This is a genomic window from Paenalcaligenes sp. Me52 (assembly GCF_050487965.1).
Lineage (GTDB): Bacteria > Pseudomonadota > Gammaproteobacteria > Burkholderiales > Burkholderiaceae_B > Paenalcaligenes.
The window spans coordinates 881927-905241 of sequence record NZ_JBKQFO010000001.1 but is presented as its reverse complement, the minus strand read 5'-3'; the positions used below and the strand labels follow the sequence as shown (position 1 = coordinate 905241).

Here is a 23315-nt window from a genome sequence, read left to right as displayed (position 1 = left end):
TTGATTTTCTGGAATTTCTGTCATGTCGACTGTCAAACATGCAAAAGTGCTCATTTTAGGCTCTGGCCCTGCTGGTTACACTGCTGCAATTTACGCAGCCCGTGCCAACCTGAACCCCGTATTGATCACAGGTATGGAACAAGGCGGCCAACTGATGACCACCACTGATGTGGAAAACTGGCCTGCTGATGCCGCTGGCGTTCAAGGCCCCGATTTGATGGCCCGATTCCAGCAGCATGCCGAGCGCTTCGAAACCGAAATGGTATTCGACCAAATCACTTCTGTTGATTTGAGCAAACGCCCTTTCACTCTGAATGGCGACAGCGGCGCGGTATACACATGCGACTCCCTGATCATCAGTACGGGTGCTTCGGCCATGTACTTGGGTCTGGAATCCGAACAAGCTTTCATGGGCCGCGGTGTATCTGGCTGCGCCACATGTGACGGTTTCTTCTACAAAAACCAAGACGTTATCGTCGTGGGTGGCGGTAATACTGCTGTAGAAGAAGCCCTGTACCTGTCGAATATCTGCAAAACCGTAACTGTTGTACACCGTCGTGACACATTCCGTGCAGAACCTATCCTAACGGATAGACTGATGGAGCGTGTGAAAAATGGCAACATCCGTCTGAAACTGTTCAGCACATTGGAAGAAGTACTGGGTGATAACAGCGGCGTCACCGGTGTTCGTTTGCGCAACACACAAACTGGCGATACCGAAACACTGGATGTGATGGGTGCATTTATTGCGATTGGTCACCACCCCAACACTGAAATTTTCAAAGGCCAAGTAGACATGGAAAACGGTTATATCCGCACTCGTATGGGTCACGGCGGTATGGCTACCATGACATCTGTACCTGGCGTGTTTGCCGCAGGCGACGTACAAGACGACGTTTACCGTCAAGCCATTACTAGCGCAGGTGCTGGTTGTATGGCAGCTTTGGATGCTCAGCGCTGGTTGGAGAATGAAGGCCAATAAAAAGCCGGCAGGTGGGCTGGCAGCATTACGCGTATTGCGTCAACAACACAAAGCAGACTCGCGCGCCAAGGCGCAAGAGCCTGCTTGCCCACCTGATGCTGCCCCCGGTTCATTTTCTACTCTGCTGCACACCACTCAGCCTACGGCATCTGGCTTAACGGCTGCCGATAAGGCTCTGTTTAAACACGAAACCCGTAATGACACACCGCTGGTAGCCGCAGAACGCCACCACACTACGGTGAAATCAGTTGTCGATAAGGCTCAACAGCAACAACGTCTGTTGCATGCCACCGGCCCCGATCTGCAAACATCCTTACCCCTCATGTCATCAGACCACTATATACCGGCATGGTTAGAGTCTGATCCCTGTGAGTACTCTAGCCCTGCCTGTGGTACCGATGTATTGCGCTATTTAAAGCAAGACAGATGGATGATTATGGCCAACCTAGACTTGCACGGTGCTCGTCTGGATGAGGCTAGGCTAATGGTGACAGAGTTCATACAAGAATGTTTAGAGCACAGACTAAAGTGCATACGCATAGTGCATGGCGTAGGTTATGGCTCTAATCGTGAGGCTGGCCCTATTTTGCTGCCGGTAGTACGACGCTGGCTAAGCCAAATGCAAGACGTGCTTGCCTATGTAGAATGCAGCCCCCGCGAAGGCGGCAAAGGCGCTGTAAAAGTTTTATTACGTACCAGACGTCATTAAGCAAAAAGGCCAGCGGGATAATCCACTGGCCTTTTTGCGTTTTCTAGTTTTTATAGATACTGCTTTATTAAAATACCACCTAAGTGGTTGCCCTTTTTTTGGGCTGCTTTGGTCTCCTCACCTGCATGAAATGTATTGTGCATGAGTTTATGACCTAAAGCACTTAGGGAATGCACTGATAGGAAGCCGAAAAAAGTCGTTTTCTTATCCGGAAGCCGCTCTTTGTAGTGTTGCCGATGCAAAATTTTGATTCACATACGACACCGCAAACAATAAAGGATCAGCCACTACACCTCGTTGCTGAGCCCACCCACTGTATTTTTCCCACACCTTCAATACATCGGCTTGCTGCACCATAGACCAGGTGTTTTTCTGCTGTACGTCATAGAGCACGGGCAGCCCTACCGTTTGCCCGCTAGCCTGCACAATAATGTGATGCACATGCTGCTCTAAATAACAAATGAGCCGTGCGTTTTCTGATGATGTATTCACTACAGCCCTCCTTATATGGCACACCATAACCATGCGGTTAGTCTCTAGCATTCTATGCAGTTAATAAGACGCTTTCTTTACAGACATGTATGGTTTGCCACATACAACCAAAGTCGCCTATTACCAAATAAAGTCTCGTTCTATATTGGACGGCATAGAACGCAATAAAGCGTCAAACCTGGCCACCTGGTCAGGATAGATGTACAAACATCCATCCATTAGGAGACAAAGCATGGCATCACCCAACGATGTTGTATCGGCGGTGTTGCAGCATCCTGCTTATAAGGAATTGCTGCAGCGGAGGACCCGCTTAAGCTTTATATTTTTCTTCATCACTTTGGTGATTTACGCCGGGTTCATTCTGACTTTGGCTTTTGATCCCACACTATTCGGATCGCCTGTAGGTTCCCTCACTATCTCTATCGGCATTATGACCGCCATTTTTGTGGCCATCAGTGCGGTAGTGCTTATTGCTATCTACGTCTACATTTCCAACAAGATCTTTGATCCTCTGCTGGCAAAAATCGTGAGGGATGTCACATGAAGAAAAGCCTAATTCCCCTCACCCTATTACTCAGTGCGCTGAGTACACCCGCTATGGCGGCTCAAGGGTCCACCAGTACGTCCGCGATTGTCATGTTCCTGATCTTTATTGCAGGGACAATGGTCATTACGTGGTGGGCAGCTAAACGCACACGCACCACATCCGACTTCTATACCGCAGGTGGTGGCCTAACAGGTTTCCAAAACGGGTTGGCGATTGCCGGTGATTACCTCTCCGCAGCCTCCTTCTTGGGTATTGCCGGTATGGTGTACGTGTCCGGTTTTGACGGCATCATTTACGCCATCGGCTTCTTGTTCGGTTGGCCTGTAGTGATGTTCTTGGTAGCAGAACGTTTACGTAACTTAGGGCGCTATAACTTTGCAGACGTAACCTCGTTTCGTTTGTCCCAAACCCCTATGCGTATTCTGGCAGCCAGCGCATCCTTGCTGATTATTGCCTTGTACCTGATTGCTCAGATGGTAGGTGCTGGTAAATTGATCGTGCTGCTGTTCGGTCTAGACTACAACGTTGCCGTGGTTATCGTGGGCGCACTGATGATGATTTACGTAGCCTTTGGCGGCATGACAGCCACCACATGGGTACAGATCATTAAAGCCGTACTGATGCTATTTGGTGCCACACTGATGACTATTCTGGTTCTGGCTGCATTTAGCTGGGATATTGACTCCATCTTGGCACGAGCCGTAGAAGTTCACCCAGACGGCGCAAAAATCTTGGCCCCAGGCTCTCAGGTAAGTAGTAACCCATTGAACGCCTTGTCGTTGGGTATTGGTCTGGCCTTCGGTACTGCTGGTTTGCCACACATCTTGATGCGCTTCTTTACCGTGGCTGATGCCAAAGAAGCTCGTAAATCTGTGATCTACGCCAGTAGCTTCATCGGTTACTTCTACCTGCTGACGTTCATCATTGGTTTTGGCGCTATTGCTCTGTTGTGGCAACACCCTGAGTACTTCCACACAGGCCCTGATGGCAGCTTCAACATGTTGACCAACCTGATTGGCGGCACCAACATGGTAGCGGTGCACTTAGCGAATGCAGTGGGCGGTAACCTTCTGCTGGGCTTCTTGGCTGCTGTAACTTTCGCGACAATTGTGGCGGTGGTAGCAGGCTTGGCGCTGGCTGGTGCTGCAGCGATTTCCCATGACTTGTACGCCAACGTGATTGCCAAAGGCCGTGCTACAGAGCGTGACCAGATGCGTATCTCCCGTATATCCACCATCGTATTGGGTGTGCTGGCGATCTTACTGGGCATTATTTTCGAGAACCAAAACGTGGCATTTATGGTGGGCTTGGCCTTCGCGATTGCAGCGAGTGCTAACTTCCCCGTACTGGTGCTGTCCATTTCTTGGCGTGGTTGTACTACTCGTGGTGCCACCATCGGCGGCTTCTTGGGCCTGATCGTTGCCACAGGTTGGGTAGTACTGAGCTCTACCGTATGGGTGGATGTATTTGGCTTCGCTACACCTATTACACCGTTCCCTAACCCCGGTATTCTGTCTATCCCATTGGCATTCATTGCTATCTGGTTCTTCTCAGTAACCGATACCAGCGAACGTGCTAAGAAAGAAAAGGCCGCTTTTGATGCGCTGACTGTACGTAGTCAAACCGGTATAGGTGCTTCAGCAGCTTCCCAGCACTAATACGCCCTAAAGCAGGCATTGTGCACTGTCAAGCAGGGTACTTCGGTACCCTGCTTTTTTCTGTAAATCTGTTATCTTTAGTTATGCACAATACCTCAACTTCCTTATGGCAGCACACTGGTATGAACGAACTACTCATTGCTGATGATCATCCCTTATTTCGTGAAGCCTTACGTGGTGTAGTTGCCAATCTGTTTCCTGGCACTACCATTCACGAGGCTGATCGTATTTCTGCGCTCTATGAGCTGGTAGAACAAACACCTGATGCCGACCTGTTGCTACTGGATTTAAACATCCCCGGTGCCATTGGTTTTAGTGCGTTAGTACACTTGCGCGCCAACTTCCCCTCCTTACCTATAGTGGTCGTGTCCGCGCACGAAGACCCACACCTGATTCGCCGCGCGTTAGATCACGGTGCCATGGGCTATATTCCTAAGTCCGTAGACACCAGTACGCTTAGTGAAGCGTTGCAAGAAATTCTGAATGGTGGCTCATGGGCACCAGAATTAGGCCATGCTATTCCCGGTATTGATGCCGATGAAAAGCACGCTGCAGCCCAACTACAAGAATTAACCCCTCAACAATTTAGAGTGTTGCAGATGGTAGGTACAGGCCAACTCAACAAACAAATTGCACATGAGCTGGGGGTATCAGAGGCCACCATCAAAGCGCACATGACAGCTATCTTGCGTAAGCTAGGTGCATCGAATAGAACACAAGCCGTATTGATTGCCAATAAATTGGGCTTACAAGAGAAAGAACAATCTCTGATGAGCGAGTAAAGCAACGTACCTGATAAACAGGTACGCTGCTTCATCGTTTACGAGGCTGTCACCCGCCACATTTGAGCCGACAAGAAAGCCCGTAGCGATGCGGGTTTCACTGGCTTGGTCAGTACAGGATAGCCTTTTTGTTTAGCAGCGCTTTTAAGCTCATCGCTGCCATCAGCTGTAAGCAACACACCGGGAATACCAGGCGCTTTGTTGCTGAGCACTTCCAGTGCCTCTAGGCCATTTAACCTATCGTGCAAGTGGTAGTCAGCCAATAGCACATGCGGTTCTTGAGCCATACATTCCAGCGCTTGATCAACCGTAGTCGCCATAATGCCTTGCACACCCCAGCGACTCAGCAGTTCTTCCATGCCCGAAATAATATCTGGGTCATTATCCAAACAGAGCACACGTAACCCTTTCAGGGGTTGGTTGACACTGCCCTCAGACACTACCGTTTGCGCTTGCGGTGCTGGTGCTTCGGCTCGTGGCACTGAAATGGCAAATACACTACCTTTACCCACTTCAGAAGCCGCATCCAAACCATGGCCCAACAGCAACGAGATACGCTGACAAATAGATAAACCTAACCCTAAACCCCTGCCATCCCAATCAAAAGGCTGCTCATAACGATGGAACTCAGCATAGATTTGCTTCACGTGTTGTGGGGGAATACCTTGCCCGGAGTCCCACACCTGGAACACCACCGCATCACCACGACATCTGGCTCCCACTAAAATGCGGCCTTCTTTGGTATAGCGTAAGGCATTAGCCAAGAAGTTTTGTAATACTCGGCGCAATAAACGTGGATCACTACGTACATACACATTAGGGGCATGCACACGTAGTTTTAGCCCTCTGCGTAACGCCATAGGTGCGTATTGATCTGCCAAGTGATTCAGCAGCTTGGCGACATTAATCACTTCTATCTCGGGTTTCAGCACACCGGCATCTAGCCTAGAAATATCCAATAACCCTTCAAGCAAATCTTCTGCCGTACGCAACGCTGTATCAATACGTTCAGCCAGTCGCGGCATCTCGTCTACCTCGTCGGTTTCGCGCAAGGCAGAGGCAAAGAGGCGTGCGGCATTAATAGGCTGCAATACGTCATGGCTAACCGCTGTCAGGAATCGGGTACGTGATTCTTGTGCTGTTTCGGCCTCACGTGTGCGCTCTGCCACACGTTGCTCCAAGGTTTCATTAATGTCGCGCAGCTCACGCTCTACTTTCACGTAATGCGAGATATCACTGTAGCTGGTCACATAGCCACCGCCCGGCAACGGACGCCCACGCAACTCTATGACCTTATCGTTCAGCGTGCGTTGGCTAACGTAAGACGAACCATTGCGCATAAAAGTGATACGCCGCTGTATGGCTTCGTCCATATCATGCGTGCTACCACTAATCTTGCCCCGTTCGGCATTAAAGCGCAGCAGATCTTCTACCGGTCTACCCACATACAACATGCCTACCGGAAAGCGAAATAACTGCTGATAGTTTTGATTCCACGCCACTAAACGCATTTGCGCATCGACCACGCTCACACCTTGGTCAATGTTTTCTAGAGTGCTCATCAAAATATCACGATTAAAGCGTAAAGCTTGGCCTGCTTCGTCCAGCACGGCGACGACTGTCGCAAGCTCCATCCCTGATCCACGCAAGGCACTGGTAATGGCCAGCCTAGCAGAGGCAGCCCCCACCACCGCAGCCAAGAGTAGTTCGGTGAAATGCACCCACTCACTGTCAGCGCGTAAGTCGGTCGACAAGGTCTGGTTGCGTTGCAAAGCGCGGTCTCTAAAGGCACGATTTGCCATTTTTTCGCCCGTGATACGTTCTGCCAACAGCAGCAAATCGTTCACCAACAAGTTACCGTATTGCTGGGCCGCCAGTTTTTGGCGTTGTGCATAGGGGTCTAAAAAAGGCTCAGCACGCAAGCGTTCACCCAAGCCAGGTCTACGACGTAAAGACACCCACAGAAAAGCACTCACATTACAGAACAGCGACCAGAAGGTGCCATGGGTAAGTGGATCCCAATCACCAAAACCAAACAACTGAGTAGGACGTAACCAGCTTAAGCCCCACGGCCCTTCATACAGCCATCTATCGCTAAACCATCCTGCTTCGGTCAATACCGGCAGGAACAAGGTGTATGTCCAGAATGCGAAGCCCAGAATTAACCCAGCTTCAACACCCTGCCTACTCGCTCCACGCCAATACAAACCACCAATCAGACTCGGCGCAAACTGTGCTACCGCAGCAAAGGCCAACAAGCCATAAGCAGCCAAGGCTGTGTCCGTATTGCTAAGCATGTAATAACCATAGGCTGCTCCGGCCAACGCCATAATCGCCAGCCTACGAATCCACAAGACGGTAGAAGCCACGTTACCTTGTTCGTATTGCACCCATCCACGGCGCAGCATCAGCGGCATCACTAAGTCGTTACTGATCATGGTGGCCAACGCCACACTGGTCACGATCACCATCCCTGTGGCGGCAGAGAACCCTCCTATGTACACCATCAATGCCAAACCCAACTGGTTTTCAGACAGGGGCAACAACAGCATAAAACTATCAGGAGCCATGCCATCCGCCCCCAGCATACTCGCCCCCACAGCAGCTATAGGCAGAACCATCAGGCTAATAATGACGAGATACGCACCGAACAACCACCGGGCACGGCGGATGTCTGATACGTCGCCACATTCCACAATGGCAACGTGAAACTGACGCGGCAAACAGAGAATAGCGGCAAAAGCCAACAAGGTTTGACCTACAAATCCCACTGGTGGCGCATTCACCAATAACTCGTGGATGGCATCATTCATATTCAGTTCATTGCCGCCGAACCAACTGACTGCAAACAAACCCACGGCTAACAACGCGACCAGCTTTACCAGTGACTCAAATGCCACCGCCAGCATTAAACCTGGACGGTGTTCAGTCGCATCCACCTGACGGGTACCAAACAAAATAGAAAATAGCGCCATCAAAATGGCCACATACAATGCCGGATCACCCAACATGCTGGTGTACATGTCGGTGCCTGTCAGTACGCGTAAACTCAGCGCTACTGCTTTGTATTGCAACGCCAAGTACGGCACGGCCGCTACCGTCGCAATAAAGGCAACCAGTGCTGCCAAACGTTGAGAACGCCCGAAGCGGCTAGCGATAAAGTCAGCAATGGAAACTGTGTTTTGTGACTGTGCCACCAAAGCTAAACGCTCAACAATGCGCCAACCGAAAATCAGCATGAGCAAGGGGCCTAAATAGATAGGCAAGAAACCTACGCCATAACGCATCGCTGAGCCTACTGCGCCGTAGAAGGTCCACGACGAACAGTACACGGCTAAAGCAAGACTGTAGACCACAGGCCGTAGCCAGGGTCGCTGTGGGTACAGTGGACGGCGATCCCCAATCCACGCAATGGCAAATAACAACGCCGCATACACCAGCGACGCCAAGACCACCCATGCAGGTTCCATCAAACTTGTCTCCTACTTTGGTATTAGTTGTTCTCAGGATCCAAAGTCAACGGCAATAATAGTGCTATACAGCTAGGGGGTTATATCATGCACCACCACGCGCCGGACTCCATCCCCTCCTCGTTATCCGAGGAGCAACAATTTATTATTCAGGCTCTACGGCCTCATGCGCCTTTTAACCAGATGCAGCTGCCTCATCTGCATTACTTGGTTGCGCACTGTACTCAACACTACTTTACACCCGGTAGTATTGTACTTTCCCCTAAAATGGGTCAAGTTCAGCACTGGTTTTTGCTTATAGAGGGTACCATTTGCGCCCAGCGTTCCGCCACCCCTGATGACCAGACCTTCTATTTAGGCAGCGGTGATAGTTTCCCATTGGTAGCGTTACAAGAAGAGCGTGCCACGCGTACCCACTATATTGCACAAAGCGCCTGCACCTGTGTATTACTTCCTCGTGATGCCTTTAATCACTTGCTGCAACAGTCAGAGCCTTTTAGATTATTTATGCGCGAAGGCAGCGCCGTGCTACTGGATAAACTACGTAAGCAAGCACGTTTATACCACTGGCAAGAGCAACATCCGGACACCAGCTTAAACACCCCTCTGGCACATTTTGTACAACGAAGCCCCATCACCTGCACAACAGAACAAAGCTTGGCAGATGTGGTGGGGTTAATGCATGAGCACAATGTCAGTAGTGTTGCCATTACCAATGCAGCACAACACCTACTGGGGATTTTTACTCTTAGAGATTTACGGCGTGTATTCAGCCAAAACCTAGCTGAACGTGATCAACCCATAGGGCAATTAATGACTCTGGACCCTTATCACCTCAGCCCTAGGCATACTGCTTACGATGCCGCCATGCTGATGATCCAGCACAATATCGGTCACTTGTGTGTCTGCAATAACCAGAGGCTAGTGGGCGTGCTATCTGAGCGCGATTTATTTGATTTGCAGCGCATTAACTTGGTGCAACTATCTCGTGCATTGCGTCACGCTGAAAACCTGCAAGATCTGCGCCAATTACGTCAACGTATCCCCCGTCTGGTACAGGCCATGCTGGCTAACGAAGCCAGTGCACCGCAAGTAACGCACTTAATTACGCAACTCAATGACCACAGCACCCTGCGCATCATCAAGCTGATACTCGCCGACTCACCTTCTACCCTGCCTCCTTTTTGTTGGCTGTCATTTGGTAGTGAAGGACGACACGAGCAAACGCTACTGACTGACCAAGACAACGGCTTGATGTTCTATACGCCTGAAGGGATGACTGAAGATGCCTGCAGAGAATTGCTCTTGCCGGTTGCCAGACGCATCAATGAAGCCCTAGACAGTTGTGGGCTAACGCTATGCACCGGCAACATTATGGCCAGTAATCCTGAGCTGTGCTTATCGGCGGAAGAATGGCTACATAAGTTTCGCCACATCATTTTGCAGCCTGATCCTGAACACCTTTTGCAAGGCAGCATCTTCTTTGATTTACGTGCGCTATGGGGAGATCAAACTGGCTTTGATGCCCTACTGCCCGAACTATTAGCACTGATTGCTGACAGCCCCCAGTTTCAGCGCATGATGGCCAGCAATGCCCTGCGCTATCGTTTACCACTGCAAAGTCCGCTGCAACGGCTAGGTAGTTTTCTGCAGACGCATGAACCTAGTGTAGATTTGAAAGCAGGTGCACTAAGCCCCTTTGTGGATAGCGTACGTATTTTTGCATTAAGTAACGGCATCAGTGAAGCCTCTACCCTAGAACGCCTGCACCAACTAGGTGAACACGGCATCTTCACCACAGATGATGCAAATGCTTTTCATGATGCCTACAGCTATCTACAATTGTTACGCTTACAGCTGCATCTGCGCCAAACGCAGCAGAATCAGCCTCTCAACAATCAGCTCCCCACAGCCGAGCTGAATCCTCTTGAGCGCCGCATGTTGCGGGAGTCCCTGCGTCAAGCCAAACATTTGCAGGATTTACTCCGCCATCGCTATCAGCTATAAAAAAAACAGGCACTCTAACTAAAGGTGTATTTACGAAAGCGCAAATTCGCTTTAAAACAGAATTTGCTTTTGATTATTTTCAAACCACATTGTGACCACGGCCTAACCGCCACACATTACAAAAGAACCGCTTTGCTGGTGTAAGCCAGACGAAGCAGTCAGGAGGAAACATGGAGAAGACACTGAATTTCGATCGCTATCCACAACAGCCACACGGTGGAAAGCTAGTTAATCAGGTAGTGCCTGCAGACAAAGTACAAGCCGAAATTGAACGCGCCCGCAAGCTGCCTTCTATTCGCGTAGATTTGGAAGCCGTGATCACCATCGAAATGATCACCACTGGTGTGCTGTCACCCAACAAAGGCTTCATGAACGAAGACGACTATAAGTCCGTTCTAACTTCTGGTCGTTTAGCCAACGGCGTAATTTGGCCTGTACCACTGAGCTTTGCGCCTACGGGTGATCGCAACAAAGAAATCATCAAAAGCCTGTCCGTGGGTGGTGAAGTTGCGCTGACCGATAGCCGTAACGAGCCTGTTGCGATTCTGAGCATCGAAGATATTTTCGACTACGACAAAGAAGAACGTGCTCGCCAACTATTTGGCACCACAGACCGTAACCACCCAGGCGTAGACTCCATCTACCGTCGTATGGGTGATATCTCTCTGGGCGGTACATTGCACCTGTTGCAACGTGTAGATTGGGGTCCGTTTGAGAAACTGCGCCGTGAACCTAAAGACACCTGGCACCTGTTCTACGAAGAGAAGAAATTCAATTCGGTTGCAGGTTTCATCACTGGCGCTAACCCATTGCACCGTGGTCACGAATACATTCACCGCAACGCACTAGAAGGCGTTGACGGCTTGTTCTTGCAACCACTAGTAGAAATGGCAAAACGTGAATACGTGCGCCACGAATACCGCATGTTGGCCTACCGTAACGTGCTGGATACTTACTATCCCAAAGACCGTGCTATTTTGTCACCACTGCGCGTGACTTATATTTTCGCAGGCCCACGCGAAACCATTTTGCACGCCCTGATTATGAAAAACTACGGGTGTACCCACGCCCTCATTGGTCGTGACCACGCCGGTATTGGTAGCTACTACGACAAGTACGCCAGCCACAGTATTTTTGATCAGTTCAGCCCCAAAGAAATGGGCATTGATGTGCGCCTATTCCATGAGGTGTTCTACTGCACACGCTGTGCTAGCCACGCCACCAGCGAAACCTGCCCACACGATGATCGTTTCAAACTGACCATCTCGGGTACGGGTATTCGTGAGATGCTGCGTTACGGCATCATGCCACCTAAAGAAATTTGCCGCCCTGAATCTGTACTGTCTGCTATGCAAGGTGTACAGCCTAAAGGCTTGGGTGAGGATGGCGAAGCTATCCAGCCTGTAGGCAAAGTCATTCAAGGTATGTTCCCGTACTACACCAAGTACACCCGTTTGGGCGGAATGCTGCGTAAAGAACCATTGGATCCAGCAAAACTGACTGTACGTGATCTGGAAATTGCTAGCCACGATGCCCGTCACCACGCTGGTGATGTCTATGCGGGTGTGTACAGCGAGTACAGTGCTGTTGTTGACCACAACCGCAGTATGCAGCCGTCATGGATTGAAGATGCTCGCCAAGCACTGCGTTTCCAACAAGAGCGCATTATCAGCGACTTGGAAGAGAAACTGGAACAAGCGCCAGACGAGGCATCCGACGAGTTCATGTACCAAGACAAGGTGGAAGTCGAGCGCGAGCTGGAATCCGCACGCAATCTGTTGGGCGATATCCCATCAGTGATTTGCCGAGAGCGTCTGGAAACTCGTACGTGGAACGTGCTGCCATATAAACGCTATCGCGGCGCAGACAAAGAGTAATGCTGTAGTTCTACGACTTGCACACCCTACCGCCATGCAAAAGCATGGCGGTTTTTTTGTCTCTAGGGTTTATACCTAAAACATTAATACATATAAAACCATATGATATATTTATTTGGCAATAAGAATGAAAATCAGCACCACATAAGATGCACTACCCGTCGGTTTACCCATCCCTCAAAGGAGCTCAACCATCATGCATGCCTACTTACAAGCCTTGCTGCACTACGCCACATTCCAAGGCCGTACCTCTAGAAAAGGATATTGGCTATTCCTACTCATACATCTACTTATTCTGCTAGTGCTTTCTTTCGGAGAACGTCACTTTGCCCTCGCTAACCCTGAGATAGGTTTTGGCTGGATTACGACGCTCTACGCACTGGCCACCCTACTGCCGGTACTCGCCCTGCAAGTGCGCCGATTACATGATGCCAACCACGCTGGCTGGTGGGCCTGGCTTAATCTGTTGCCCGTCATCGGTCAGTTAGCTCTGCTGGCATTTGCCTTACTTAAAGGCTCTGCTGATCAAAACCGCTATGGCCCAGCAACGCTGTAAGGCATATCGCCACACGCTTCCTACTACCTTTCTGTGAGACCAACATGACTGTCAATCGACGAGACTTTATACGTAAGAGCGCTACCCTGTCCGGCATAGGCCTATTTAGTGCGCTCTCCCCTACTCTGCATGCTCAATCCACTGCGGCAGCAACCCCATCAACCACTACAACGCTACCTAAGCCGGCCCTATTACCCGATGCCAAAGCCGTTCCTAGCAAGCTAGGTTTAGACTCCCGCATTTGGACTTGGCACCGAGATGCCACCACCAATGACTCAATGCCTGCCAACTACTACGAAGCCACCCTACCTGCATGGGACAGCTTCCCAGCGCTACAAGGTGATCAGGTATGTGATGTAGTGGTTATTGGCGGTGGACTACTCGGTGCCTCTACAGCCTTGCATCTTTCACAAGCAGGTTTAGACGTAGTACTACTGGAAAAGCACAATGTGGGTTCGGGTGCTTCAGGGCGTAATGGTGGTCAGCTCACGCCAGGTCTAGCGCGTTGGGAAGCCGAAACCATGATGGAAAACCTACCGCCAGAAGAAGCCCAGCGCTTGTGGCGTTTCGCCTCCATAGAAGCCATGAACTTGATTGATGAACTGTCTGATCGTTATGGCTTTGAATGCGACCGCAAACGTGAACACCTCACCGCAGCCGTGCACCCCGGCCATATGGGAGCCTTAGTTTCTAGCGCAGATGCTAGACGTGCACTTGGTGATAGAGCCGTCAAAATCATGGGGCCACAAGAACTTAAAGAGTATGTGCAATCCGACATTTACCATGGTGCAGCACTAGACACTATTGGAGGTCAAGTACAACCCCTAGCCCTGCTACGTGGCATGGTATATGGCCTAGTACAAAACGGTGGCAAGATCCACGAAAACAGCGCTGTGACTGAAATCATCGAAGAGGCTGATGGCACACGTGTCGTCACAGAGCACGGCGCTGTCAAAGCGCGTAAAGCTGTCGTGTTAGGGGTGCATTATGCTGCTCCGCAATTTTTAGAAAACGGCGGCACCACCATTCCTTTCTATACCTACGTAGCAGTGACTCCTAGCCTACCTATGGACATCAGTCAGTTGCTACCGGGGGATTTACCGGTATACGACACCCAGCTACAAATTGACTACTACCGTGCCGTACGTAATAACCGCCTGCTATTTGGTGGCCAAGGCACGGGCAACTCATGGTCGCCCCGCGATGTGAACAACTACTTGCTGGAACGTATTCAAACGGTATTCCCGCAATGGGAAAAGCCTGAACTGGAATACTCCTGGGGTGGCATTAGCGATATCACCTTAAATGGTGCCGTAGACAGTCGCAAAAGCAATGCTAAGGCTCCCGTCTATGCCGTACATGGTTGGAGCGGCCACGGCGTTGCACAAACCGTTCGCATTGGTAAATCCATTAGCGATGACATCACAGGACGTAATGATGACTTCGCTATGCTGACACGCATCCCCCACGATGAAATCCCTTTTAACGATTACATAGGGCCTGTCGCGATTCCTTTAGTCAAAGGCGCCTTAACGGTGCAAAGCCTGATTAATCCAGCGGATATGGTGTCGTTCTAAGTTACTTGCCTACACGCATAAAAAAACCGGCACGCTAAGCGTGCCGGTTTTTCTTCTGAGGAATCCCTATAAAGGGAATCAACCAGAATTACATGTTCGAGATCATGACTTCGCCGAAGCCAGAGCAAGAAACTTGTGTTGCGCCTTCCATCAAACGAGCAAAGTCGTAAGTTACTTTTTTGGAGTTGATGGATTTTTCCATGCTGGAAATGATCAGGTCAGCAGCTTCTGTCCAGCCCATGTGACGCAGCATCATTTCTGCAGACAGGATTACAGAACCTGGGTTCACGTAGTCTTTGCCAGCGTACTTAGGTGCTGTACCGTGTGTAGCTTCGAACATCGCAACGGAGTCAGACAAGTTAGCGCCTGGAGCAATACCAATACCACCCACTTGAGCAGCCAAAGCGTCGGAAACGTAGTCACCGTTCAAGTTCAATGTAGCAATAACATCGTACTCGGCAGGACGCAGCAAGATTTGCTGCAAGAATGCGTCAGCGATGGAATCCTTAACAATGATTTCTTTACCTGTTTTAGGATTCTTGAATTTGCACCATGGACCACCGTCGATCAACTCAGCGCCGAACTCTGTACGTGCCAGTTCGTAAGCCCAATCACGGAAGCCACCTTCGGTGAACTTCATGATGTTGCCTTTGTGAACAATAGTCACAGAGGAGCGATCGTTGTCGATAGCGTACTGAATAGCTTTGCGAACCAAACGCTGTGTACCTTCTTTGGACACAGGTTTCACGCCAATACCAGAAGTATTAGGGAAACGGATTTTGTTCACGCCCAATTCGTTTTGCAAGAATGCAATCAGTTTCTTGGCGTTAGCGGATTCAGCTTCGAATTCGATACCAGCGTAGATATCTTCGGAGTTCTCACGGAAGATAACCATGTTGGTTTTTTCGGGTTCACGCACAGGTGAAGGCACGCCAGTGAAGTAGCGTACTGGGCGCAAACAAACGTACAGATCCAATTGCTGACGCAGTGCAACGTTCAACGAACGAATACCACCGCCAACAGGTGTAGTCAGAGGACCTTTGATGGAAACAACGTAGTCTTTAACGGCTTCCATTGTTTCTTCTGGCAGCCAAACATCAGGGCCGTATACACGTGTGGATTTTTCACCAGCGTACACTTCCATCCAATGAATTTTGCGTTTGCCACCGTATGCTTTAGCAACAGCCGCATCAACGACCTTGATCATTACGGGCGAAATATCTACACCAGTACCATCACCTTCGATAAAAGGGATAATTGGCTGATCTGGTACGTTGAGAGAAAAGTCGGCATTAACCGTGATTTTCTGTCCCTCTGAGGGGACCTTGATGTGCTGATAGGACATGAGTGCTCCAAAGTAGAAAACAGGCGAATGTGAAAAACCCGATGGTCGTCTCGCCCCAGTCTTATATAAGAGTTTAGCCCAAATCTGATCCAAACATGAAAAAGACATGCGTTTGGATCAAATTCTCTCTGCCATTGTAGTGGACAGCACTACAACTCCACCACTGGAACCTCAAGAAATCGAGCTTCAGGATGGTGCTGCTGTACGTAGTTTCGTAGGTACTGCAATGTATCTTGGGCAATACGTTCGTCTTCGTGGTCATGGATATGGTTGTAGGCAACGGCCTCTACCTGTAGCTTGCGCTGCGCTATAGCCTGCAAGCTTAATAGCGTATGGCTAATGCTACCTAAACGCCCTGTGGTCACCAGAATAATGGGCCACTGTTTTTGCTGTACGTAGTCTAGCGTGAGCAAATCATCCGTAAGCGGTACTAACAATCCACCAGCCCCCTCCACCAGCACACGGTCGTAACGCTGCTCCAAATAATGGGTAGCCTTAGCAATGGCATCCACATCCACCACCTTGCCATCCAACCGTGCTGCCAAATGCGGTGATGCTGGATACGAAAACACCTGCGGCATAGTCCAGCCTTGGTAATCGTCTTCAATCAGACCCATACCCATCAAACTGCGGTGCTGCACAATATCTTCGGAAATATGCGGGTTACCCGTTTGCACCAGTTTTTGGGTAATGACGTTATGCCCTTCGCGCAGCCATTGCCCCGCGATATAGCCGGTGGTGACGGTTTTACCAATGTTGGTATCTATGCCGCCTACAAAATAGGTCTTAGCCATGTTTTTTCCTGGCAATCAAATAAATAGGGTGATAGGTAAGCGACACAGCATCATCGCCTTCGCCACGCCCATACTGTTGTACATACTGCGCCATAAATGTTCGCAAACGCGTCTTGTTCCACTGCCACTGCCCTGCTCCGGTCACGCCGGTCTGCTGCAAATGCTTAAGCACATCCCACGGCGAATCGAACCACAAGCACTGTTGCTCTTGCTGCACCAGCAGCACATCAAACTCAACTGACAATAAATGTTGCCATGCCTGCGCGCTGTAATACTGCAAGCCTTGTCCGGTAAGTTGCCGTATTTCGTGATACTGTTTTGGCCCAAAAGTAGACAACACTACATGGCCACCTGCGTTCAAACTCGCATGCAAACGCTGCAACAGGCGAGGCACATCCATCAACCATTGCATAGAGGCCGCAGACACTACCGCATCTATACCTGAGGGCAACGCTAAGGTTTCTATATCGCCCTCCACGTATTGCACCTCTACTTCATCAGGGAACAAGGCCTGCAATGCCTCGCGAGGCAGATACAAATCATTCAGCACTATTTTCTGCAACGGCGACCAGCCACGCAAATACTGCGTGAACCCACCTTGCCCACAGCCAATTTCCAGTACACGCTGAGGCGCTGGTACGAACTGTTCAGCGTACTGCCACAGTTGTTTAGCCATCTGCTGCTGTACCTGTGCTTGCTGCGTGTACTGCGCCCCCGCTTTTCTAAAGCGCTGCCGTACTAGGGCTTTATCCATTACAGGCATGCTAGCAGCCGATCAAAGTCTGCATCGGGCACATCGGCAGTCAGTGAAATGCGTAAACGTGCTTGATTCACTGGCACAGTAGGTGGGCGTACCGCCATCACCCACAAACCTTGCTCTTGCAACTGGCGCGCTTTGTCCAAAGCCGCCTCATTACTGCCTAGCACCACCGGCACGATATGTGAGGCAGATAAATGCTGATCGTACTGCTGCGCCACGCGCTCACGCAGGCGTAAAGTAAGATGATTCAATCTGTCGCGCCTGTCTTGCAGTGATGCCATGCGCTGCAAGACAAAGTGCGTCCACGCCATATTCAGGGGTGGCAACGCCGTGCTGAAAATAAAGGGACGCATGTGGTTGATGAGAAAATCACGCACTACCTGCGAACACAATACATAACCACCAACCGAGTGCAGCGCTTTGCCAAACGTGCCCACCAGAAAATCAATTTCTTGCACGCACTGCTGTTCTTCAGCACACCCTAATCCAGTTTCACCACGTACCCCTACGGCATGCGCTTCATCCACATACAAGGCCACGTGTGGATAACGCTGCTTGAGCTGTACCAGCGCGGGCAAATCAGCCAGATCACCATCCATGCTAAAAATGCTTTCTGTCACGATCAGCACACGTGCGTAGTCGTTGTGATGGGCCTCTAGCAACTGCTCTAGATGCTGCAAATCGTTATGTTTATAGCGCAGCAACTTAGCAGGGCTTAAGCGCAAACCATCAATCATGCTGGCGTGCACTAACTTGTCGGCCAACACCAGGGTTTGCTTGTCAGTGATAGCCGACAATATGCCCAAATTCATGTGGTAGCCGCTACCAAACACCAATGCTGCCTCACGCCCAAACACCGTGGCTAAGATCTGCTCTAATGCTGCATGGGTAGAGAATGACCCCGTTAGCAATCGTGACGACGATGCCGACAAGGCCGAGTCCACCTCATTAAGTTGCGCATAGAACTGCTGCTTTAAGCTGTGATCGGACGCTAATCCCAAATAGTCGTTAGACGCTAAGTTGCACCACTGCTGCCCGTGTCTACGCAGTTGAGTATCGTGATGCTCAAAGCTATTTAACTGACGTAGCGTGCCTTGTTCACGCTGTTTTTCTTGTGCAGCGACAAAGTGCTGCTGCCAACTCATTGCCCACCCCCTAGTTGCTGTACTACGGCCAACAGTTCGGTAGTGAGCGTGCGCAACTCATCGTCGCTGATCACATAGGGCGGCATGATGTACACCAAGCGCCCAAAGGGTCGTACCCAAATGCCACGTTTTACAAATTCTTTTTGCAAGGCGCCCATGTCTACAGGCTCTTGCATTTCGATCACGCCTATTGTTCCCAGCACACGTACATCACGTACCCACGACCACGATTTAGCGGGTGCTAGCTGTTGGTTCAGTTGAGCTTCAATATGCTGCACAGTACCTTGCCAATCTTGTGATAACAGCAACTGCGTAGAACTACGCGCCACCGCACAGGCCAACGGATTCCCCATAAAGGTGGGGCCATGCATAAACACGCCTGGCGAACCACTGGACAACACTTCGGCAACCTTGGCGGTGGCCAGTACTGCTGATAAGGTCATGTACCCGCCTGTTAAGCCTTTACCAATGCACATGATGTCTGGCTGCACATTAGCGTGTTCCCACGCAAACATTTTCCCGGTGCGGCCAAAGCCCGTAGCGATCTCATCAAAAATCAGCAATACACCGTACTGTTCACACAGGCGTTTCAGCTCCACCAAATACTGGGGATGATAAAAACGCATGCCGCCCGCGCCTTGCACAATAGGCTCTATGATGAAGGCCGCCATCTCATGATGATTGGTCGCAAATAGCTGTTCCAACTCGTGTATATCCGCGTCATCCCATTCGTCATAGAAACCACTCTCAGGAGCCGACACAAACAAACGTGTGGGTAGGCTAGTCCCGAAAATCTGGTGCATACCCGTTACGGGGTCGCACACCGACATCGCATTCCACGTATCGCCGTGGTAACCCTGCCGTATGGTGGCAATATTTTGCTTTTGTGTTCTACCCTGTACTGCCCAATACTGCACCGCCATTTTCAAAGCAACCTCTACTGCTACAGAACCTGAATCAGCGTAAAAAATGCGGTCCATTGTAGGTGGTGCGATCTGCAGCAAAAGCTTACCTAACTCAATTGCTGGATCATGGGTAAAACCGCCAAACATCACATGCGACATTTTCTGCAATTGATCGCTGGCCGCTTGATTCAACACGGGATGGTTATAACCATGAATGGCACACCACCACGAAGACATACCATCAATTAAGGCTGTGCCATCCTCTAACACAATGGTTGAACCCTGCGCATGACTAACCTTATAGACCGGCAACGGATTCACGGCTGAAGTATAGGGGTGCCACAGATGCTCTCTATCAAAAGCATCTGTGTTCATAGTGTGGTGACTCACTGTCTACTCTCCGGGGAATAGCTCACACAGCGCTTCAACCAGTTGTGGCGCATGCGTGTAAGGCAAAAAGTGACTGGCATCCGCCCATTGGAATACCTGTGATGACGCAGACGGTAACGCTAAGTGCTGCGCAACGTCAGCAGGAACTAATGCATCCTGCCCTGCAAAAAAATGATACTGAGGAACCGACAACGACGCCAGTACTGAACGCGTGTCCAGTTCAGCCAACAGACGCAACTGCTGGGCACTTGCTGATACATCTACGCTATGTTCAAAGCTGCTACGTAGTTGCCCCACATAATCTTTAGCCTGAGCCTCTCCCTGACACACTAAGGCAGCAAAGCGCAGGCGTGATTTATCAGGCTGCGCAATATAACGCTGCTCAAAGGCACGAAAGTCGTCTACTGGCATGGCACATGGCCAATCGTCAGTTGCACAAAAACGCGGATTGGATGCCAGCGTTACCAAGGCACAGCCCCACTCTTGGGCTAACAACGTCGCCACTTGGCCGCCAAGCGACCAGCCCACTAATACACTGGGCGTTTGCGGAGGTGTTAATGTAGAAAGATAGGACTGCCACGACGGGTCTTGTGGGAGGTCTACAAGAGAGACACCGTGCCCCTTTGTCTGCAAACCATCCATCAAACGTTGTAGTGGAAAAGCCCCCAAACCGAAGCCGGGCAATAATACAAAATTCATGGCGTAAAATAATACCAGATACGATACTGCACGAGATTAGATACGCATGTTCAACCCCAGCCGCGAACAGGTACGACAGTTTTTTGTCGAGGCCTGGCAAAAAGACCAACAGAAGGGTGTACTCACCCCCATCGAAACCATTGCGGTGGACTGGGTACGAGAGCACCCTGAATACCACGACCTGCTACGTAACCCTGATGCTGTGCAAGCAGACTTTACCGTAGAGGAAGGGCAAACCAACCCTTTCCTACACCTGTCTATGCACTTAGCCATACACGAGCAGCTATCCATTGATCAGCCCCCCGGCATCAAGGCCGCTTACAATCGTCTATTACAGCAGCGTAGCCCGCATGAGGCGGTGCACTGCATTATGGATGCCCTAGGTGAAATCATCTGGGAAGCCCAGCGCTTGAATAAGCCGCTTGATAACGAGCGCTATATTGAATTGATTAACCGTTATAGCACCCGCTAACCCTTTCTTTTGTTTGCCATGTCTGCTTCTGATACTTCTGCCCGCTTTTCCAGTACCGATCAGTATATTGCTACCGATGACCTCAGCATGGCGGTGAATGCCGCCTTAGCGCTGCAACGCCCTTTGCTGATTAAAGGTGAGCCAGGCACTGGCAAAACACACTTGGCAGAAGAAGTAGCCAAATCTCTGGGCCGCCCCCTGCTGCAATGGCACATTAAGTCGTCCACCAAAGCGCAACAAGGCTTGTACGAATACGATGCGGTATCGCGTTTACGTGATTCGCAGTTGGGCGACCCTCGTGTGCATGACATTGCGCACTACATTGTGAAGGGTGTGTTGTGGCAAGCCTTTGAAAGCGATGTACCGACGGTGGTGCTGATTGATGAAATAGACAAAGCAGACATCGAGTTCCCCAACGACTTGTTGCGTGAACTGGATCAGATGAGCTTTCATGTGTACGAAACACAGCAAACCGTCACAGCGCGCCATCGCCCCCTGATTATCATCACCTCGAATAACGAGACAGAGCTGCCAGATGCGTTCTTGCGCCGCTGTTTCTTCCACTACATTCGCTTCCCTGATCGCGACACTTTGCAGCAAATTGTGCAGTTGCACTTTCCACTGCTAAAAAGCGAACTGCTGAATCAAGCCATGGATGTGTTCTTTGCCTTGCGCGACACCCCCGGCTTGAAAAAGAAACCCTCTACTTCTGAGTTTCTAGATTGGATCAATCTGCTGCTGCACGAAGGTATCACCCCTGAACAACTGCAAGCCGCTGCCCAGCAGCCAGGCCAACATGCAGTGATGATGGCGGGTGCTTTGCTGAAAAACGAACAAGACCTCACCCTGCTGAATCGCTTAGGACGACTGCTGCGATCCTAAGATCACAGCGTGGGCTTTAGCTGCTGCCATGTTCATCGACTTCTTTTATCATCTGCGCGCTCATCAACTGCCGGTATCCTTAAGTGAATACTTAACGCTGTTGGATGCGTTGCGCCAACCGGTAATGCCCACTCGTGTGGAAGATTTTTACCGCTTGGCACGGCTGATTCTGATTAAAGACGAAAGCCTCTACGACAAATACGACAGAGCGTTCGCGCAGTTTTACGAACAGCATCAGATGAAGTTAGAGGCTGACCCAGATGCCAGCCAAATCCCTCTTGATTGGCTGATTAAAAACTTTGAGCGGCATCTGAGCGCAGAAGATCGTGCGGCGATACAGAAGCACGGCTGGGACAAGCTGATGGAGCTGTTCAAAGAGCGCTTAGCTGAACAAACCGAGCGACATGCCGGCGGCAACAAATGGATTGGCACAGGAGGCAGCTCGCCCTTTGGTCATGGTGGCTACCACCCTGAAGGCATACGCGTAGGTGGCCCATCGGCAGGTCATAGAACCGCCGTTAAAGTCTGGGAACAACGTGAGTTTAAAGACTACGATGACCAGCAAGAATTAGGTACGCGTAACTTTAAAATGGCACTACGCCGCTTGCGTAGGTTTGCCCGTGACGGCCAACAAAACGAGCTGGATCTGGAAAACACCATACGCCAGACAGCTCACAATGCTGGCCTGCTTGATATTCAAATGCGAGCCGAGCGTCATAATGCCGTCAAAGTGCTGATGCTATTAGACGTGGGCGGCAGCATGGATGACCACATTGCTCTTGTGCAGGAATTGTTTTCTGCAGCTCGCAGCGAGTTCAAACACCTGCATGCTTACTACTTCCATAACTGCCCCTATGAAGGGCTGTGGACACAGAACCACCGTCGCCACCAAGAGCGTATTCCTACTATGGATATACTGCATCGCTACGGCGACGACTGGACACTGATTTTCGTAGGGGATGCCACCATGAGCCCGTATGAAATCATGATGCCGGGTGGTAGCGTAGAGCATTACAACGACGAAAGTGGCGCAGTCTGGATTCAGCGTTTACTGGATCAATGGCCTCATGCCGCGTGGCTAAACCCAGAACCACAGCGTTACTGGTCGTACCACCAATCCATACTGACTATTCAGAAACTTATGGGTGGACGCATGTACGACCTTAGCTTGCAAGGTTTAGAAAGCGCCATGCAGAACCTCGCTCGGTAAGATTAACTTTCGCTAACATCTTAGAATGCCGCCCAACATCACTGCTCTACACGGTG

At 50.4% G+C, this 23315-nt stretch carries 20 protein-coding genes; 12 read left to right on the top strand and 8 right to left on the bottom strand.

The window, feature by feature from the left end; translation table 11 throughout:
* Nucleotides 1-22: 22 nt before the first annotated feature.
* Nucleotides 23-982 carry a thioredoxin-disulfide reductase gene (gene trxB, locus ACLO87_RS04210; RefSeq protein ID WP_430220529.1) on the top strand — a complete coding sequence of 320 codons (960 nt, stop codon included), beginning with the start codon at nucleotides 23-25 and terminating at the stop codon, nucleotides 980-982.
* A complete protein-coding gene (locus ACLO87_RS04205; protein WP_430222867.1) occupies nucleotides 969-1691 on the top strand; it encodes a Smr/MutS family protein in 723 nt (240 codons plus the stop codon). The genes trxB and ACLO87_RS04205 overlap by 14 nt, the downstream gene beginning before the upstream one ends.
* A gap of 204 nt (nucleotides 1692-1895) precedes the next feature.
* Here ACLO87_RS04205 and ACLO87_RS04200 read toward each other — a convergent pair whose 3' ends face one another.
* Nucleotides 1896-2183 carry a hypothetical protein gene (locus ACLO87_RS04200; RefSeq protein ID WP_135863397.1) on the bottom strand — a complete coding sequence of 96 codons (288 nt, stop codon included), beginning with the start codon at nucleotides 2181-2183 and terminating at the stop codon, nucleotides 1896-1898.
* A 232-nt stretch (nucleotides 2184-2415) separates the two neighbouring features.
* Here ACLO87_RS04200 and ACLO87_RS04195 point away from each other — a divergent pair, with 232 nt between their 5' ends.
* The 3 genes from ACLO87_RS04195 (at nucleotide 2416) to ACLO87_RS04185 (ending at nucleotide 5170) form a co-directional block, all read left to right on the top strand.
* Complete coding sequence (locus ACLO87_RS04195; protein WP_135863395.1) at nucleotides 2416-2727, top strand: DUF485 domain-containing protein; 312 nt, start codon at nucleotides 2416-2418, stop codon at nucleotides 2725-2727.
* Nucleotides 2724-4388 carry a cation acetate symporter gene (locus tag ACLO87_RS04190; RefSeq protein ID WP_135863393.1) on the top strand — a complete coding sequence of 555 codons (1665 nt, stop codon included), beginning with the start codon at nucleotides 2724-2726 and terminating at the stop codon, nucleotides 4386-4388. Before ACLO87_RS04195 ends, ACLO87_RS04190 begins: the two co-directional genes overlap by 4 nt.
* 122 nt (nucleotides 4389-4510) lie before the next feature.
* On the top strand, nucleotides 4511-5170 hold the full coding sequence (locus ACLO87_RS04185; protein ID WP_135863391.1) for a response regulator transcription factor: 660 nt from the start codon (nucleotides 4511-4513) through the stop codon (nucleotides 5168-5170).
* Nucleotides 5171-5208: 38 nt separating this feature from the next.
* On the opposite strand, the gene ACLO87_RS04180 is transcribed toward ACLO87_RS04185, so the two are convergent.
* Complete coding sequence (locus ACLO87_RS04180; protein WP_430222866.1) at nucleotides 5209-8640, bottom strand: PAS domain-containing hybrid sensor histidine kinase/response regulator; 3432 nt, start codon at nucleotides 8638-8640, stop codon at nucleotides 5209-5211.
* An 87-nt stretch (nucleotides 8641-8727) separates the two neighbouring features.
* Here ACLO87_RS04180 and ACLO87_RS04175 point away from each other — a divergent pair, with 87 nt between their 5' ends.
* From ACLO87_RS04175 to ACLO87_RS04160, 4 genes are all read left to right on the top strand, one after another.
* Nucleotides 8728-10647 carry a DUF294 nucleotidyltransferase-like domain-containing protein gene (locus ACLO87_RS04175; protein WP_430222865.1) on the top strand — a complete coding sequence of 640 codons (1920 nt, stop codon included), beginning with the start codon at nucleotides 8728-8730 and terminating at the stop codon, nucleotides 10645-10647.
* 170 nt (nucleotides 10648-10817) lie between these two features.
* Nucleotides 10818-12524, top strand: coding sequence for a sulfate adenylyltransferase (locus tag ACLO87_RS04170; protein ID WP_135863385.1), 1707 nt, complete (start codon nucleotides 10818-10820; stop codon nucleotides 12522-12524).
* 196 nt (nucleotides 12525-12720) lie between these two features.
* Nucleotides 12721-13080: a DUF805 domain-containing protein gene (locus tag ACLO87_RS04165; RefSeq protein WP_135864019.1), complete on the top strand. Its 360-nt coding sequence runs from the start codon at nucleotides 12721-12723 to the stop codon at nucleotides 13078-13080.
* A gap of 44 nt (nucleotides 13081-13124) precedes the next feature.
* Nucleotides 13125-14657, top strand: a complete 1533-nt coding sequence (locus ACLO87_RS04160) for an NAD(P)/FAD-dependent oxidoreductase (protein WP_430222864.1) — start codon at nucleotides 13125-13127, stop codon at nucleotides 14655-14657.
* 88 nt (nucleotides 14658-14745) lie between these two features.
* On the opposite strand, the gene icd is transcribed toward ACLO87_RS04160, so the two are convergent.
* The 6 genes from icd to ACLO87_RS04130 form a co-directional block, all read right to left on the bottom strand.
* Entirely contained in the window at nucleotides 14746-16002 is a 1257-nt protein-coding gene (gene icd, locus ACLO87_RS04155) for an NADP-dependent isocitrate dehydrogenase (protein ID WP_135864022.1), read from the bottom strand.
* A 149-nt stretch (nucleotides 16003-16151) separates the two neighbouring features.
* Nucleotides 16152-16796, bottom strand: a complete 645-nt coding sequence (gene bioD / locus ACLO87_RS04150) for a dethiobiotin synthase (protein ID WP_135864023.1) — start codon at nucleotides 16794-16796, stop codon at nucleotides 16152-16154.
* Nucleotides 16789-17550: a malonyl-ACP O-methyltransferase BioC gene (gene bioC / locus ACLO87_RS04145; protein WP_430222863.1), complete on the bottom strand. Its 762-nt coding sequence runs from the start codon at nucleotides 17548-17550 to the stop codon at nucleotides 16789-16791. The genes bioD and bioC overlap by 8 nt, the downstream gene beginning before the upstream one ends.
* Nucleotides 17550-18701 (bottom strand): 8-amino-7-oxononanoate synthase, encoded by a 1152-nt coding sequence (locus ACLO87_RS04140; protein ID WP_430222862.1) that lies wholly within the window; start codon nucleotides 18699-18701, stop codon nucleotides 17550-17552. Before ACLO87_RS04140 ends, bioC begins: the two co-directional genes overlap by 1 nt.
* On the bottom strand, nucleotides 18698-19981 hold the full coding sequence (gene bioA, locus ACLO87_RS04135; RefSeq protein WP_430222861.1) for an adenosylmethionine--8-amino-7-oxononanoate transaminase: 1284 nt from the start codon (nucleotides 19979-19981) through the stop codon (nucleotides 18698-18700). Before bioA ends, ACLO87_RS04140 begins: the two co-directional genes overlap by 4 nt.
* An 18-nt stretch (nucleotides 19982-19999) precedes the next feature.
* Nucleotides 20000-20695 (bottom strand): alpha/beta fold hydrolase, encoded by a 696-nt coding sequence (locus ACLO87_RS04130; RefSeq protein WP_430222859.1) that lies wholly within the window; start codon nucleotides 20693-20695, stop codon nucleotides 20000-20002.
* A gap of 46 nt (nucleotides 20696-20741) precedes the next feature.
* Here ACLO87_RS04130 and ACLO87_RS04125 point away from each other — a divergent pair, with 46 nt between their 5' ends.
* The 3 genes from ACLO87_RS04125 to ACLO87_RS04115 are packed head-to-tail and all read left to right on the top strand — an operon-like array spanning nucleotide 20742 to nucleotide 23259.
* A complete protein-coding gene (locus ACLO87_RS04125) occupies nucleotides 20742-21167 on the top strand; it encodes a DUF1841 family protein (protein WP_135864031.1) in 426 nt (141 codons plus the stop codon).
* 18 nt (nucleotides 21168-21185) lie between these two features.
* Nucleotides 21186-22049: an AAA family ATPase gene (locus ACLO87_RS04120; RefSeq protein WP_430222858.1), complete on the top strand. Its 864-nt coding sequence runs from the start codon at nucleotides 21186-21188 to the stop codon at nucleotides 22047-22049.
* Between the two features lie 28 nt (nucleotides 22050-22077).
* Nucleotides 22078-23259, top strand: coding sequence for a vWA domain-containing protein (locus tag ACLO87_RS04115; RefSeq protein ID WP_430222857.1), 1182 nt, complete (start codon nucleotides 22078-22080; stop codon nucleotides 23257-23259).
* The last annotated feature ends 56 nt before the right edge of the window (nucleotides 23260-23315 follow it).